Origin of the sequence: Mesorhizobium sp. CC13, assembly GCF_039907765.1 — a bacterium.
In the GTDB taxonomy this organism is placed as follows: Bacteria; Pseudomonadota; Alphaproteobacteria; order Rhizobiales; family Rhizobiaceae; genus Aminobacter.
The window spans coordinates 212,803-226,869 of the sequence record NZ_JARDJI010000002.1; the positions used below are offsets into that span (position 1 = coordinate 212,803).

The following is a 14,067-nucleotide window of genomic DNA, read 5'->3' on the forward strand; positions in this document are numbered from 1 at the left end:
TCCCAAATGAGTGAAGCCCTGAAGGACCTTGCCGCCTATATCGCGGAAAAGCTCGACGCTGACATCGAGGAAAGCGTGCTCGCCTATGGCGAGTTGACGCTGACGGTGAAGGCTGCCGACATCGTCGACGTGCTGACCTTCCTGCGCAACGACGTGCAGTGCCAGTTCGTCTCGTTCATCGATGTGTCGGGCGTCGACTATCCGCAGCGCGCCAAGCGCTTCGACGTCGTCTACCACCTCCTGTCGCCGCGGCAGAACCTGCGCATCCGCGTCAAGGTGCGCACGGACGAGGACACGCCGGTCCCGTCCGTCACCCCGGTCTATCCGGGCGCCGACTGGTTCGAGCGCGAGGCCTACGACATGTACGGCATCCTGTTCTCGGGCCATCCCGACCTGCGCCGCCTTCTGACCGACTACGGCTTCGAAGGACACCCGCTGCGCAAGGACTTCCCGCTCACCGGCTTCGTCGAAGTGCGCTACGACGACGAGCAGAAGCGCGTCGTCTACGAGCCGGTCGAACTCAAGCAGGAATTCCGCAATTTCGACTTTTTGTCTCCCTGGGAGGGCACCGAATATGTGCTGCCGGGCGACGAAAAAGCCAAGACGAATTGAGGCGGCGAAATGGCTGAAACCTCCGTCCGCAACTTCAACATCAACTTCGGCCCGCAGCACCCGGCCGCGCACGGCGTTCTGCGCCTGGTGCTCGAGCTCGACGGCGAGGTGGTCGACCGCGTCGATCCGCATATCGGCCTCTTGCACCGCGGCACCGAGAAGCTGATCGAGCAGAAGACCTATCTGCAGGCCGTGCCCTATTTCGACCGGCTCGACTATGTCGCGCCGATGAACCAGGAGCACGCCTTTGCGCTGGCGGTCGAGCGCCTGCACGGCATCGAGGTGCCGAAGCGCGGCCAGCTGATCCGCGTGCTCTATTCCGAGATCGGCCGTATCCTTTCGCACCTGCTCAACGTCACCACGCAGGCGATGGACGTCGGAGCGCTGACCCCGCCGCTGTGGGGCTTCGAAGAGCGCGAGAAGCTGATGGTGTTCTATGAGCGCGCCTGCGGCGCGCGCATGCACGCGGCCTATTTCCGGCCGGGCGGCGTCCACCAGGACCTGCCGCAGAAGCTGGTCGAGGACATCGGCAAGTGGATCGATCCGTTCCTGCAGACGGTGAAGAACCTCGACGAGCTCCTGACCCCCAACCGCATCTTCAAGCAGCGCAACGTCGACATCGGCGTGGTGTCGCTCGACGACGCCTGGGCCTGGGGCTTCTCGGGCGTGATGGTGCGCGGTTCTGGCGCTGCCTGGGACCTGCGCAAGAGCCAGCCCTACGAATGCTATCCGGAGATGGACTTCGACATTCCGGTCGGCAAGAACGGCGACTGCTACGACCGCTATCTCATCCGCATGGAAGAGATGCGCCAGTCGGCGAAGATCATGCGCCAGTGCGTCGACCTGCTGCTCGGCAAGGAGAGCACCGGTCCGGTGTCGAACATCGACGGCAAGGTGGTTCCGCCGAAGCGCGGCGACATGAAGCGCTCGATGGAATCGCTCATCCATCACTTCAAGCTCTACACCGAGGGCTACCGCGTGCCGGCCGGCGAGGTCTACGCGGCCGTCGAGGCGCCCAAGGGCGAGTTCGGCGTCTATCTCGTTTCCGACGGCTCAAACAAGCCGTACCGCTGCAAGCTGCGCGCGCCGGGCTTCGCCCATCTCCAGGCGATGGATTTCCTGTGCCGCGGCCACATGCTGGCGGATATATCGGCCGTTCTCGGCTCCCTCGACATCGTGTTTGGTGAGGTCGACCGCTAAATGTCAGTCCGCCGTCTCGCAGAAGCCAGCGTCCAGCCAGCCTCGTTCGCCTTCAACAAGGCGTTCACTTCGCAGGCGAAAACCTGGATCAAGAAGTACCCCAAGGGCCGCGAACAGTCGGCCGTGATCCCGCTGCTCATGCTTGCGCAGGAGCAGGACGGCTGGGTGACCAAGGCTGCCATCGAGCACGTCGCGGACATGCTCGGCATGCCCTACATCCGCGTCCTCGAAGTCGCGACCTTCTACACGCAGTTCCAGCTGAAGCCGGTCGGCACGCGCGCTCACGTCCAGGTCTGCGGCACCACGCCGTGCATGCTGCGCGGCTCGGAAGAGCTGATGGACGTCTGCCGTTCGAAGATCCACCACGACCAGTTCCACACCAACGAGGCGGGCACGCTGTCGTGGGAAGAGGTCGAGTGCCTTGGCGCCTGCGTGAACGCGCCGATGGTCATGATCTTCAAGGACACCTACGAGGACCTGACGCCGGAGCGGCTCGCCGAGATCATCGACCTGTTCGAGGCGGGCAAGGGCAACCAGGTGAAGCCCGGCCCGCAGACCGGCCGCCACTATTCGGCGCCGATCACCGGCTTCACTTCGCTCAAGGACGAGAAGGGTGTGCTGAAGACCACCCGCGACAAGGAGGCCAAGGCCGCCGCCAAGGCAGCCAAGGTCGCAGCCGTCGAACCGACGATACCACCGTCGAATGCAGCCAAGCCCAAGACCGATGCGATCGAGACCAGCCCGGCGGTGAAGTCGCCGTCCAAGGTCAAGGCGGCACCGGCGGCCGAGAAGGCCGTCAGCGTCACGGCACCGAAGCCCGCTGCCAATAAGGCCGCTGCTCCGGCCAAGCCGTCGCTCGAGGACAAGAACCGTCCGGCCGGTATCGCCCGCCCGGCCGCGGTCGACGACCTCAAGCTGATCTCCGGCGTCGGCCCGAAGATCGAGGGCACGCTGCACGAACTCGGCATCTTCACCTTTGCGCAGGTGGCTGCGTGGAAGAAGGCCGAGCGCGATTGGGTCGACGGCTACCTGAATTTCAAGGGTCGCATCGAACGCGACGACTGGGTCAAGCAGGCCAAGGCGCTCGCCAAGGGCGGCGTGGCCGAATACATCCGCGTCTTCGGCAAGAAGCCGGTCTGAGGGTCAGGCAGCAATGGGAAGCTTCGGCAAGAGAGGGCAGGATATGCAGCGTTCGGCGAACGCGGCGCGCCCGCTTGCCGGCCGCACGCCGACGCAGCAAAAGCCCGGTCCGCATGTGATCTACCGCGAAGGCGAAGCCGAACGCCCGACGTTCCACGGGTCGTTCGCAGAGCTGCATTGGCCAAAGTTCGGAGCGGTCGCGGCGGCGTTGTTCGCGTTCGGATACTATGTGATGTCCGGCAAACGCGATCTTTTCAGCCTCGTGCTCGCGACGCTGCTCGCGGGGGGCATCGTCTATTTCGTGCTCAACCGGTTTCGCAAGTCCGTGGACGATGTCCATACCGCCCGCACCGAGATTTTCAGGTCGCCGCGCTTTGCTGTCGGCGCCCTGCTGGGTTTCGGCTATTTCGTTTATTCGACCTTCTTCGGTGCGGTCGAATCCACGGGCAACGAGTTCACCGATGCCGTGGCGCAATTCCAGGATCCGCTGACGCCGTTCCGTGACGGCTTCCAGCAAAAGGATTTGGCCGCGGTTGCCATGCTCATTCTCAAGGCCGCCGGCATGATGGTTTTCGGCGGCCTGATCGTAAGAACCATAGCCAAGCGCGTGCTCGGCGAAGAAGGCGGGAGCGCCACCTGATGCTTGAGGACAAGGACCGCATTTTCACCAACATCTACGGCCGCTTCGATCAGTCGCTGGCCGGAGCGATGGCGCGCGGGCAGTGGGATGGCACCAAGGCCATCATCGACAAGGGCCGCGAGTGGATCATCAACGAGATGAAGGCGTCGGGCCTGCGCGGCCGCGGCGGCGCCGGCTTCCCGACCGGCCTCAAGTGGTCGTTCATGCCCAAGGCCAGCGACGGGCGCCCGTCCTACCTGGTCGTCAATGCCGACGAATCCGAGCCGGGCACCTGCAAGGATCGCGACATCCTTCGCCATGACCCGCACACGCTGGTCGAGGGCTGCCTGCTCGCCGGCTTCGCCATGGGCGCGGTCGCGGCATACATCTATGTGCGTGGCGAGTTCATCCGTGAGCGCGAGGCGCTGCAGCGGGCGATCGACGAGGCCTACGAGGCCAAGCTGATCGGCAAGAACAACAAGAACGGCTACGACTTCGAGATCTACGTCCACCACGGCGCCGGCGCCTATATCTGCGGCGAGGAGACGGCGTTGCTCGAAAGCCTGGAAGGCAAGAAGGGCCAGCCGCGCCTGAAGCCGCCGTTTCCGGCCAATGTCGGCCTCTATGGCTGCCCGACCACGGTGAACAATGTCGAATCGATCGCCGTCGCTCCGACCATCCTGCGCCGCGGCGCAGCCTGGTTTTCGTCGATCGGCCGTCCGAACAATGTCGGCACCAAGCTGTTCATGCTGGTCGGCCACGTCAACACGCCCTGCACGGTCGAAGAGGCCATGGGCATCACCTTCCGCGAGCTGGTCGAAAAGCACGGCGGCGGCATCCGCGGCGGCTGGGACAACCTGCTGGCGGTAATCCCAGGTGGTGCATCTTGCCCCGTGGTCAAGGCCGAGGACATCATCGACTGCCCGATGGATTTCGACGGGCTGCGCGAGAAGAAGTCGTCCTTCGGCACGGCTGCCGTGATCGTGATGGACAAGTCGACCGACATCGTGAAGGCGATCGCGCGGCTGAGCTACTTCTTCAAGCACGAGAGCTGCGGCCAGTGCACGCCGTGCCGCGAGGGCACCGGCTGGATGTGGCGCGTCATGGATCGTCTGGTGCGCGGCGAGGCGCAGAAGCGCGAGATCGACATGCTGCTCGACGTCACCAAGCAGGTGGAAGGCCATACGATCTGCGCCCTGGGCGATGCCGCGGCATGGCCGATCCAGGGCCTGATCCGCAACTTCCGTCCGGAGATCGAACGGCGCATCGACGAGTTCTCGCGCAATGCGCACCGCGTCGCGCCGCTGATGGCGGCCGAATAACGAAATATCAGAAAGTGCGGGCCCAAGGCCCGATGGCAAAACAGGAAACGACGAGGCAGAGGCGAACGGCGAAAGCGACAAGGAGCTTATCGATGTCGACATTTCCCATTCCCGAAGTTGCAGTGCCTGACATGGAACGTATGGAGCAGATGAACAGAGACTTCGCGGCGATGATGCTGCCGAAGGAGTTCGCCGGCGCGGCGAACCTCTTCGTGCATCCTGCCGCAGGCGTCGCTGCTGCCTCCGCACTCGGCGTCGGATTCGCCAGCCACGCGTTCGGCGTTTGGATGGGAGCCGTGACGGGGGCAACCGAAGCTGCGCAACGCATGTTCTCGCCGGACTACGGCGACTTCGCCGGCGCCCTGCATGTCGCGGCGTCGCACGAAACGGCAGCCAGGCGGGCCGAGGCCACCACCGCCTCGCTGATCGCCGACGTCAAAACGTTGGCACGCAAGCTGGAGCAGGCGAAGCAGCCTGAGGTTGCCGAGGCGGCACCGGCAGAGCCTGTGGAACAGGCGCCGGTCGCGGAAGCAGCCGGTACGCTGCTGCCCGAGGACTTCAGGCAACCGCGCTCGGTCGACAGGCCGGAAACGCCAGACGACCTGAAGGCGATCTCCGGCATCGGGCCGAAGCTCGAGCAGGTGCTGAACGGCCTGGGCATCTGGACCTGGGTGCAGATAGCCGCCTGGACGCCGGCGGAGGTGGCCTGGGCGGACGACTACCTGGGTTTCAAGGGCCGGATAGGCCGGGACGACTGGATAGGGCAGGCGGCCACGCTTGCCGGCCACGCATCGGCCCGAAAATCGGACACGATTTTCGGAAAGCCCGATGCGTAGAGTCTAAGTGCTAGAGCGTCCTTAGCGCGTCCGAATGGACGCGCGGCGCTCTAGAAACTGAGTTGAAGAATTCGGGGGCGCAGCCAAGGCCGCGCCTCTCGCAGGACGGAATGCGGGTTAGCCGCGGGATTTGAGGCGCTATGGCAAAGCTTAAGGTCGACGGGAAAGAGATTTCGGTACCCGACCACTATACGCTGCTGCAGGCGGCGGAAGAGGCGGGCGCGGAAGTGCCGCGCTTCTGTTTCCATGAGCGGCTGTCGATCGCCGGCAACTGCCGCATGTGCCTGGTCGAGGTGAAGGGTGGACCGCCCAAGCCTGCGGCTTCCTGCGCCATGGGCGTGCGCGACCTGCGTCCCGGTCCGAATGGCGAGGCGCCGGAGATCTTCACCAACACGCCGATGGTCAAGAAGGCCCGCGAAGGCGTGATGGAGTTCCTGCTCATCAACCATCCGCTCGACTGCCCGATCTGCGACCAGGGCGGCGAATGCGACCTGCAGGACCAGGCGATGGCCTTCGGCCTCGACGGTTCGCGCTACAAGGAAAGCAAGCGCGCGGTCGAGGACAAGTACATCGGCCCGCTGGTCAAGACGATCATGACGCGCTGCATCCACTGCACGCGCTGCGTCCGCTTCACCACCGAAGTGGCCGGCATCTCCGAGCTCGGCCTGATCGGCCGTGGCGAGGACGCCGAGATCACCACCTATCTCGAACAGGCGATGACCTCCGAGCTGCAGGGCAACGTCATCGATCTTTGCCCGGTCGGCGCGCTGACCTCGAAGCCCTATGCCTTCCAGGCGCGTCCGTGGGAGCTGACCAAGACCGAATCCATCGACGTGATGGATGCGGTCGGTTCGGCGATCCGCGTCGACTCCAGAGGCCGCGAAGTGATGCGCATCATGCCGCGCGTCAACGAGCAGGTGAACGAGGAGTGGATCTCCGACAAGACCCGCTTCATCTGGGATGGCCTGCGCACCCAGCGCCTCGACCGCCCCTATGTGCGCCGCAACGGCCGCCTGGTGCCTGCGACCTGGGCCGAGGCCTTCGGCGCGATCAAGGATACCGTCTCCAAGACCTCGGCCGACCGCATCGGCGCCATCGCCGGCGACCTGGCCACCGTCGAGGAGATGTACGCGCTGAAGCAGCTGATCGCTTCGCTCGGATCGAAGAACGTCGATTGCCGCCAGGACGGCGCCGCACTCGATCCGTCGCTCGGCCGCGCCAGCTACATCTTCAACCCGACCATCGAGGGCATAGAGCAGGCCGACGCCATCCTGATCATTGGCTCCAACCCGCGCTTCGAGGCTTCGGTGCTGAACGCCCGCATCCGCAAGCGCTGGCGCGGCGGCGAGGTGCCGGTTGCCGTCATCGGCGAGGTCGGCGACCTGCGCTACGACTACGAGCAACTGGGCTCGGGCCCGGAGACGCTCAAGGATCTGGCCGAAGGCAACGGCAAGTTCTTCTCGGTTCTCAAGAAGGCTTCGCACCCGCTGATCATCGTCGGCCAGGGCGCGCTTGCCCGTACCGACGGTGCGGCCGTGCTCGGCCAGGCCGCCAAGCTGGCAGGTGCCGTCAAGGCGAGCCGGCCGGACTGGAACGGCTTTGCCGTGCTGCACACCGCAGCCGCCCGCGTCGGCGGCCTCGACATCGGCTTCGTGCCGGGCGAGGGCGGCAAGAACGTTGCCGGCATGCTGGGCGAGACGGACGTGCTGTTCCTGCTCGGCGCCGACGAGATCGACATGTCGAAGACGGGCGACGCCTTCGTGGTCTATGTCGGCACGCATGGCGACGCCGGCGCTCACCGCGCCAACGTCATCCTGCCTGGTGCCGCCTACACCGAAAAGTCGGGCACCTACGTCAACACCGAGGGCCGCGTGCAGATGACCACCCGCGCCGGCTTTGCGCCTGGCGAGGCCAAGGAAGACTGGGCGATCCTGCGTGCACTTTCGGACGTGCTTGGCCACAAGCTGCCGTTCGATTCGCTGCAGCAGCTGCGCGCGAGGCTCCATGCCGAGTTCCCGCACATGGCTCGCGTCGATGAGATCGCCGCCGGCGACAACGACGACATCGCCAAGGTCGCCAAGCTCGGCGGCCGGCTGAACAAGGGCGCCTTCCACTCGACCGTGAAGGATTTCTACCTCACCAACCCGATCGCGCGCGCGTCGGCGGTGATGGCCGAGTGTTCGGCATTGGCCAAGAACGGCTTCAAGCAGGCGGCGGAGTAAGGGCTGTCATGGATACCTTCTTCTCCTTCTACGTCCTGCCGGCGTTGATCATCCTCTTGAAGTCGGTCGTTCTGATCGTCGTCCTGCTGATCTTCGTCGCCTATATCCTCTATGCCGACCGCAAGATCTGGGCGGCGGTGCAGCTGCGTCGCGGCCCGAACGTGGTCGGTCCCTGGGGGCTCCTGCAGGCTTTCGCCGACCTGCTGAAGTTCGTCTTCAAGGAGCCGGTGATCCCGTCGGGCGCCAACAAGGGCGTGTTCCTGCTGGCGCCGGTGGTTTCCGCCGTGCTGGCGATCGCCGCCTGGGCGGTGATCCCCGTCAGCGAAGGCTGGGCCATCGCCAACGTCAATGTCGGCATCCTCTACGTCTTCGCCATCTCTTCGCTCGAGGTCTATGGCGTGATCATGGGCGGCTGGGCGTCGAACTCGAAGTATCCGTTCCTCGGCGCGCTGCGTTCGGCCGCCCAGATGGTGTCCTATGAAGTCTCGATCGGCTTCGTCATCGTCTGCGTGCTGCTCACCGTCGGCTCGCTCAACCTCTCCGACATCGTGATGTCGCAGGGCGACGGCATCGGCACGCGTCTCGGCCTGCCGAACACGTTCCTCGACTGGAACTGGCTCGTGCTGTTCCCGATGTTCGTGATCTTCTTCATCTCGGCGCTGGCCGAGACCAACCGCCCGCCCTTCGACCTGGTCGAAGCGGAGTCGGAGCTCGTCGCCGGTCACATGATCGAATATTCGTCGACGCCGTTCCTGCTGTTCTTCCTGGGTGAATACGTGGCCATCGTGCTGATGTGCGCGCTGACGACGATCCTGTTCCTCGGTGGGTGGCTGCCGCCCTTCGACTTCGCGCCCTTCACCTGGGTGCCGGGCGTGATCTGGTTCGTGCTCAAGGTGTGCATGGTGTTCTTCATGTTCGCCATGGTGAAGGCCTTCGTGCCGCGCTACCGCTACGACCAGCTGATGCGCCTGGGCTGGAAGGTGTTCCTGCCGATCTCGCTGGCGATGGTCGTCATCACCGCCGCCGTACTCAAGCTTACCGGAGCCGCCTGATGTCAGCTCTAGCCCAAGCCGCCAAGTCGCTGCTGCTGAAGGACTTCGTCGGCGCGTTCTTCCTGTCGATGCGCCAATTCTTCGCGCCGAAGCACACGCTGAACTACCCGCACGAGAAGGGGCCGGTCAGCCCGCGCTTCCGTGGCGAGCATGCGTTGCGCCGCTATCCCAACGGCGAGGAACGCTGCATTGCCTGCAAGCTGTGCGAGGCGATCTGCCCGGCGCAGGCCATCACCATCGAGGCCGGCCCACGCCGCAACGACGGCACCCGCCGCACGGTGCGCTACGACATCGACATGGTGAAGTGCATCTATTGCGGCTTCTGCCAGGAGGCTTGCCCGGTCGACGCCATTGTCGAGGGGCCGAACTTCGAATTCGCGACGGAGACGCGCGAGGAGCTCTACTACGACAAGGACAAGCTGCTTGCGAACGGCGATCGTTGGGAACGCGAGATCGCGCGCAACATCGCTATGGATGCGCCGTATCGCTGAGGCTTGAACGATGGACGGGCCTTGCCGGCTCGTCTAAGGAACGCGCGGCCAGCTCCGGAGGCGGAGCAAGGACGTGAACAGGGTGGGGCGCTGCGCGCCGAGCCCGAAAGGAAAACCGGGGGAACCCCATGCTCAACGGACTTGAAGCGGTATTCTTCTACCTCTTCGCCTTCATCGCGGTGGCGTCGGCCTTCATGGTCATCTCCGCCCGCAACCCGGTTCATTCGGTGCTCTACCTGATCCTGACGTTCTTCAACGCAGCAGGCCTCTTCCTTTTGACCGGCGCCGAGTTCCTGGCGATGATCCTCTTGGTGGTCTACGTCGGCGCGGTCGCGGTGCTGTTCCTGTTCGTCGTCATGATGCTCGACGTCGACTTCGCCGAGCTCAAGTCGGGCGCGCTGCAATATGCCCCGATCGGCGCGCTGGTAGGCCTCATCCTCGCCGCCGAACTGATCGTCGTCACCGGCGGGTACGCCTTCGCGCCGAAGCTCGCCGAGACGGTCGCGCAGCCGACCCCGGACGTCGCGGTGCGCCACAACACGGCGGCGCTCGGCGACATCCTCTACACCGACTACATCTACTTCTTCCAGATCGCCGGCCTCGTGCTCCTGGTCGCCATGATCGGCGCCATCGTGCTGACGCTGCGCCACAAGCCGAACGTCAAGCGCCAGAGCATCCCCGCGCAGGTGGCCCGCACCCCGGCCACCGCGATCGAGGTCAAGAAGGTCGAGACGGGCAAGGGAATCTGACCATGGTTGTGGGCATTTCACACTATCTGACCGTTTCGGCGATCCTGTTCACGCTCGGCGTGTTCGGCATCTTCCTGAACCGCAAGAACGTCATCGTCATCCTGATGTCGGTCGAGCTCATCCTGCTCGCGGTCAATATCAACTTCGTGGCGTTCTCGGCCCAGCTCGGCGACCTCGTCGGGCAGGTGTTCGCGCTGTTCGTGCTCACGGTGGCCGCAGCCGAGGCGGCGATCGGTCTTGCCATTCTGGTCGTATTCTTCCGCAACCGCGGGTCCATCGCGGTCGAAGACGTGAACATGATGAAGGGCTGACGGGACAAAAATGTATCAGGCAATCGTCTTCCTTCCGCTGCTCGGCTTCCTGATCGCCGGCCTATTCGGCCGTGCGATCGGTGCGAAGGCATCCGAGTACGTCACTTCCGGGCTGCTGGTGGTTTCCGCCGTGCTGTCCTGGGTGGCCTTCATCACGGTCGGCCTCGGCGACGTCGAGGTGTTCACCGTGCCGGTGCTGCGCTTCCTCGATTCCGGCGCGCTGCAGGCCAACTGGGAATTGCGCATCGACACGCTGACGGTGGTCATGCTGGTCGTGGTCAACACCGTGTCGGCCCTCGTGCACATCTACTCGATCGGCTACATGCACCACGACCCGCATCGGCCGCGCTTCTTTGCCTATCTGTCGCTGTTCACCTTCGCCATGCTGATGCTGGTGACGTCGGACAACCTCGTCCAGATGTTCTTCGGGTGGGAAGGCGTGGGCCTGGCGTCCTACCTGCTGATCGGCTTCTGGTACAAGAAGCCCTCGGCGAACGCCGCCGCCATCAAGGCCTTCGTCGTCAACCGCGTCGGCGACTTCGGCTTCCTGCTCGGCATCTTCGGCGTGTTCGTGCTGTTCGGCTCGGTCAATCTGGGCACCATCTTCGCCAACGCAGCCTCGTATCTGCCGGCCGAAGGTGTCGCGGAGAACGGCGAGGCGGTTCTGAACTTCCTCGGCTATGCGCTCGACAAGTCCAATGCGATCACGGTGGTCTGCCTGCTGCTGTTCATGGGCGCCATGGGCAAGTCGGCGCAGGTGCCGCTGCACACCTGGCTGCCGGACGCCATGGAAGGCCCGACGCCCGTTTCGGCCCTGATCCACGCGGCGACGATGGTCACCGCCGGCGTGTTCATGCTGGCGCGCCTGTCGCCGATTTTCGAACTGTCGGGCACGGCCTTGACGGTCGTGACCTTCATCGGCGCCTTCACCGCCTTTTTCGCGGCGACCGTCGGCCTCGTGCAGAACGACATCAAGCGCGTCATCGCCTATTCGACCTGCTCGCAGCTCGGCTACATGTTCGTGGCGCTGGGCATGGGCTTCTATTCGGCCGCGATCTTCCACCTGTTCACGCATGCCTTCTTTAAGGCGCTGCTGTTCCTGGGGTCGGGCTCGGTGATCCACGCCGTCTCGGACGAACAGGACATGCGCAAGATGGGCGGGCTCAGGAAGCTGATCCCCAGCACCTACTGGATGATGGTCATCGGCACGCTGGCACTCACCGGCGTCGGCATCCCGGCGACGGTCATCGGCACGGCCGGCTTCTTCTCCAAGGACGCCATCATCGAAGGCGCCTTCGTCGGCCACAACGCCGTCGCCGGCTTCGCCTTCGCCGCGCTGGTCATCGCCGCCTGCTTCACCAGCTTCTATTCCTGGCGCCTGATCTTCATGACCTTCCACGGCACGCCGCGCGCCACAGCCGACGTCATGCACCACGTGCACGAATCGCCGCCGGTGATGCTGGTGCCACTGTTCATCCTGGCCGTGGGCGCGCTGTTTGCGGGCGTCATGTTCCACCAGCAGTTCATCGGCGAGGCCTATGGCGAGTTCTGGAAAGGCGCGCTGTTCACGCTCGAGACCAACGAGATCCTGCACGAGTTCCACACCGTGCCGATGTGGGTGAAGCTCGCGCCGTTCGTCGCCATGATCATCGGCTTCGGCATGGCCTACCTGTTCTACATCCGCTCGCCGGAAATGCCGAAGGTTTTGGCTCAGCGTCATCGCGGGCTCTACGCCTTCCTGCTCAACAAGTGGTACTTCGACGAGCTCTACGACTTCCTCTTCGTGCGCCCGGCCAAGTGGCTCGGTCGCTTCCTGTGGAAGAAGGGTGACGGCTGGCTCATCGACGGCTTCGGCGCCGACGGCATCTCGGCCCGCGTCGTCGACGTGACGAGCCGCGTCGTCAAGCTGCAGACGGGTTATCTCTATCACTACGCCTTCGCCATGCTCATCGGTGTGGCCGCCCTCGTTACCTGGATGATGCTCGGGAGCTCCTTCTGATGTCTGGCGTTCCCATTCTTTCGCTGGTCACCTTCCTGCCGCTCGTCGGCGCGCTCCTGATCCTGCTGATCCGGGACGACGGCGAAGCTGCGCGGCGCAACATCCGCAACGTCGCGCTCTGGACCACGGTGTTCACCTTCGCGGTATCGCTGCTGATCTGGGTCTATTTCGACAATGCGGAGCCGGGCTTCCAGTTCGTCGAACAGGCCGCCTGGCTCGACTCCGGCATCTCGTACAAGATGGGCGTCGACGGCATTTCCATGCTGTTCGTCATCCTGACGACCTTCCTGATGCCGCTGTGCATCCTGGCGAGCTGGGAGTCGGTGGAAAAGCGCGTCAAGGAATACATGATCTCGTTCCTTGTCCTGGAGACCATGATGATCGGCGTGTTCTGTGCGCTCGACATCGTGCTCTTCTACGTCTTCTTCGAAGGCGTCCTCATCCCGATGTTCATCATCATCGGCGTGTGGGGCGGCAAGCGCCGCGTCTATGCGAGCTTCAAGTTCTTCCTGTTCACCCTGCTCGGCTCCGTGCTCATGCTGCTCGCCGTGATGGCGATGTTCTGGCAGGCCGGCACGACCGACATCCCGACCCTGCTGACATACGGCTTCCCGGCCAGCATGCAGACATGGCTGTGGCTCGCCTTCTTCGCCTCGTTCGCGGTGAAGATGCCGATGTGGCCGGTACACACCTGGTTGCCCGACGCGCACGTCGAGGCGCCGACGGCGGGTTCGGTCATCCTGGCAGGCATCCTCTTGAAGATGGGCGGATACGGCTTCCTGCGCTTCTCGCTGCCAATGTTTCCGCTGGCCTCCGAGTTCTTTGCCCCGCTGGTGTTCTCCCTGTCGGTCATCGCCATCATCTACACCTCGCTGGTGGCGCTGATGCAGGAGGACATCAAGAAGCTGATCGCCTATTCGTCGGTGGCGCACATGGGCTACGTGACCATGGGTATCTTCGCCATGAACCAGGAAGGCGTGCAGGGCGCGATCTTCCAGATGCTCAGCCACGGCCTGGTGTCGGGCGCGCTGTTCCTCTGCGTCGGCGTGGTCTACGACCGTATGCATACCCGCGAGATCGCGGCCTATGGCGGCCTCGTCAACAACATGCCGAAATATGCCGTGGCCTTCCTGATCTTCACGATGGCCAATGTCGGCCTGCCCGGCACCAGCGGCTTTGTCGGCGAGTTCCTGACGCTGTTCGGCATCTTCCAGGTCAACACCTGGGTGGCGCTGTTCGCGGCGACCGGCGTGATCCTGTCGGCGGCCTATGCGCTCTGGCTCTACCGCCGCGTCGTGTTCGGCGCGCTGACCAAGGAAAGCCTGAAGGGCCTGTTCGACCTGTCCGGCCGCGAGAAGGTGGTGCTCTACCCGCTCGTCATCCTGGTCATCTTTTACGGCGTCTACCCGGCGCCGGTCTTCGACGCCACGGCCGCTTCCGTGAAGGCGTTGATCAACAACGTAACCGTATCGATCGACGCCGCGCAGACCGCGGCGGCGAACTGACAGGGGTTT

The 14,067-nt window shown here is 64.2% G+C and carries 13 protein-coding genes; all 13 read left to right on the forward strand.

What is annotated here, in order from left to right:
* Window positions 1-6: 6 nt before the first annotated feature.
* On the forward strand, window positions 7-612 hold the full coding sequence (locus tag PV773_RS04080) for an NADH-quinone oxidoreductase subunit C (RefSeq protein WP_347965116.1): 606 nt from the start codon (window positions 7-9) through the stop codon (window positions 610-612).
* A gap of 9 nt (window positions 613-621) precedes the next feature.
* Window positions 622-1,812 carry an NADH-quinone oxidoreductase subunit D gene (locus PV773_RS04085; protein WP_347965117.1) on the forward strand — a complete coding sequence of 397 codons (1,191 nt, stop codon included), beginning with the start codon at window positions 622-624 and terminating at the stop codon, window positions 1,810-1,812.
* Window positions 1,813-2,952 (forward strand): NADH-quinone oxidoreductase subunit E, encoded by a 1,140-nt coding sequence (locus tag PV773_RS04090; protein WP_347965118.1) that lies wholly within the window; start codon window positions 1,813-1,815, stop codon window positions 2,950-2,952. It abuts the gene before it with no gap.
* A gap of 13 nt (window positions 2,953-2,965) precedes the next feature.
* Window positions 2,966-3,592 (forward strand): hypothetical protein, encoded by a 627-nt coding sequence (locus PV773_RS04095; protein ID WP_347965119.1) that lies wholly within the window; start codon window positions 2,966-2,968, stop codon window positions 3,590-3,592.
* Window positions 3,592-4,893: an NADH-quinone oxidoreductase subunit NuoF gene (nuoF, locus tag PV773_RS04100; RefSeq protein ID WP_340038847.1), complete on the forward strand. Its 1,302-nt coding sequence runs from the start codon at window positions 3,592-3,594 to the stop codon at window positions 4,891-4,893. Before PV773_RS04095 ends, nuoF begins: the two co-directional genes overlap by 1 nt.
* Before the next feature lie 92 nt (window positions 4,894-4,985).
* The gene (locus tag PV773_RS04105) at window positions 4,986-5,729 is read left to right on the forward strand and encodes an NADH-ubiquinone dehydrogenase (protein WP_347965423.1); all 744 of its coding nucleotides are present in this window, start codon (window positions 4,986-4,988) and stop codon (window positions 5,727-5,729) included.
* 140 nt (window positions 5,730-5,869) lie between these two features.
* The gene (gene nuoG / locus PV773_RS04110; RefSeq protein WP_347965120.1) at window positions 5,870-7,951 is read left to right on the forward strand and encodes an NADH-quinone oxidoreductase subunit NuoG; all 2,082 of its coding nucleotides are present in this window, start codon (window positions 5,870-5,872) and stop codon (window positions 7,949-7,951) included.
* An 8-nt stretch (window positions 7,952-7,959) separates the two neighbouring features.
* Window positions 7,960-9,003: an NADH-quinone oxidoreductase subunit NuoH gene (gene nuoH, locus PV773_RS04115; protein ID WP_347965121.1), complete on the forward strand. Its 1,044-nt coding sequence runs from the start codon at window positions 7,960-7,962 to the stop codon at window positions 9,001-9,003.
* A complete protein-coding gene (gene nuoI, locus PV773_RS04120) occupies window positions 9,003-9,494 on the forward strand; it encodes an NADH-quinone oxidoreductase subunit NuoI (protein WP_340038851.1) in 492 nt (163 codons plus the stop codon). The genes nuoH and nuoI overlap by 1 nt, the downstream gene beginning before the upstream one ends.
* Before the next feature lie 128 nt (window positions 9,495-9,622).
* A complete protein-coding gene (locus tag PV773_RS04125; RefSeq protein WP_340038852.1) occupies window positions 9,623-10,243 on the forward strand; it encodes an NADH-quinone oxidoreductase subunit J in 621 nt (206 codons plus the stop codon).
* A 2-nt stretch (window positions 10,244-10,245) separates the two neighbouring features.
* Window positions 10,246-10,554, forward strand: a complete 309-nt coding sequence (gene nuoK / locus PV773_RS04130) for an NADH-quinone oxidoreductase subunit NuoK (RefSeq protein ID WP_340038853.1) — start codon at window positions 10,246-10,248, stop codon at window positions 10,552-10,554.
* A gap of 10 nt (window positions 10,555-10,564) precedes the next feature.
* The gene (gene nuoL / locus PV773_RS04135) at window positions 10,565-12,553 is read left to right on the forward strand and encodes an NADH-quinone oxidoreductase subunit L (protein ID WP_347965122.1); all 1,989 of its coding nucleotides are present in this window, start codon (window positions 10,565-10,567) and stop codon (window positions 12,551-12,553) included.
* On the forward strand, window positions 12,553-14,058 hold the full coding sequence (locus tag PV773_RS04140; RefSeq protein ID WP_340038855.1) for an NADH-quinone oxidoreductase subunit M: 1,506 nt from the start codon (window positions 12,553-12,555) through the stop codon (window positions 14,056-14,058). The genes nuoL and PV773_RS04140 overlap by 1 nt, the downstream gene beginning before the upstream one ends.
* Window positions 14,059-14,067 lie beyond the last annotated feature (9 nt).

Bases quoted from the DNA above. Each gene is read 5' to 3' on its own strand.
- nuoF (WP_340038847.1), top strand. From the start codon at position 3,592: ATGCTTGAGGACAAGGACCGCATTTTCACCAACATCTACGGCCGCTTC.
- nuoI (WP_340038851.1), top strand. From the start codon at position 9,003: ATGTCAGCTCTAGCCCAAGCCGCCAAGTCGCTGCTGCTGAAGGACTTC.
- nuoK (WP_340038853.1), top strand. From the start codon at position 10,246: ATGGTTGTGGGCATTTCACACTATCTGACCGTTTCGGCGATCCTGTTC.
- PV773_RS04105 (WP_347965423.1), top strand. From the start codon at position 4,986: ATGTCGACATTTCCCATTCCCGAAGTTGCAGTGCCTGACATGGAACGT.
- PV773_RS04140 (WP_340038855.1), top strand. From the start codon at position 12,553: ATGTCTGGCGTTCCCATTCTTTCGCTGGTCACCTTCCTGCCGCTCGTC.
- PV773_RS04095 (WP_347965119.1), top strand. From the start codon at position 2,966: ATGGGAAGCTTCGGCAAGAGAGGGCAGGATATGCAGCGTTCGGCGAAC.
- PV773_RS04085 (WP_347965117.1), top strand. From the start codon at position 622: ATGGCTGAAACCTCCGTCCGCAACTTCAACATCAACTTCGGCCCGCAG.
- PV773_RS04080 (WP_347965116.1), top strand. From the start codon at position 7: ATGAGTGAAGCCCTGAAGGACCTTGCCGCCTATATCGCGGAAAAGCTC.
- nuoG (WP_347965120.1), top strand. From the start codon at position 5,870: ATGGCAAAGCTTAAGGTCGACGGGAAAGAGATTTCGGTACCCGACCAC.
- PV773_RS04125 (WP_340038852.1), top strand. From the start codon at position 9,623: ATGCTCAACGGACTTGAAGCGGTATTCTTCTACCTCTTCGCCTTCATC.
- nuoH (WP_347965121.1), top strand. From the start codon at position 7,960: ATGGATACCTTCTTCTCCTTCTACGTCCTGCCGGCGTTGATCATCCTC.
- PV773_RS04090 (WP_347965118.1), top strand. From the start codon at position 1,813: ATGTCAGTCCGCCGTCTCGCAGAAGCCAGCGTCCAGCCAGCCTCGTTC.
- nuoL (WP_347965122.1), top strand. From the start codon at position 10,565: ATGTATCAGGCAATCGTCTTCCTTCCGCTGCTCGGCTTCCTGATCGCC.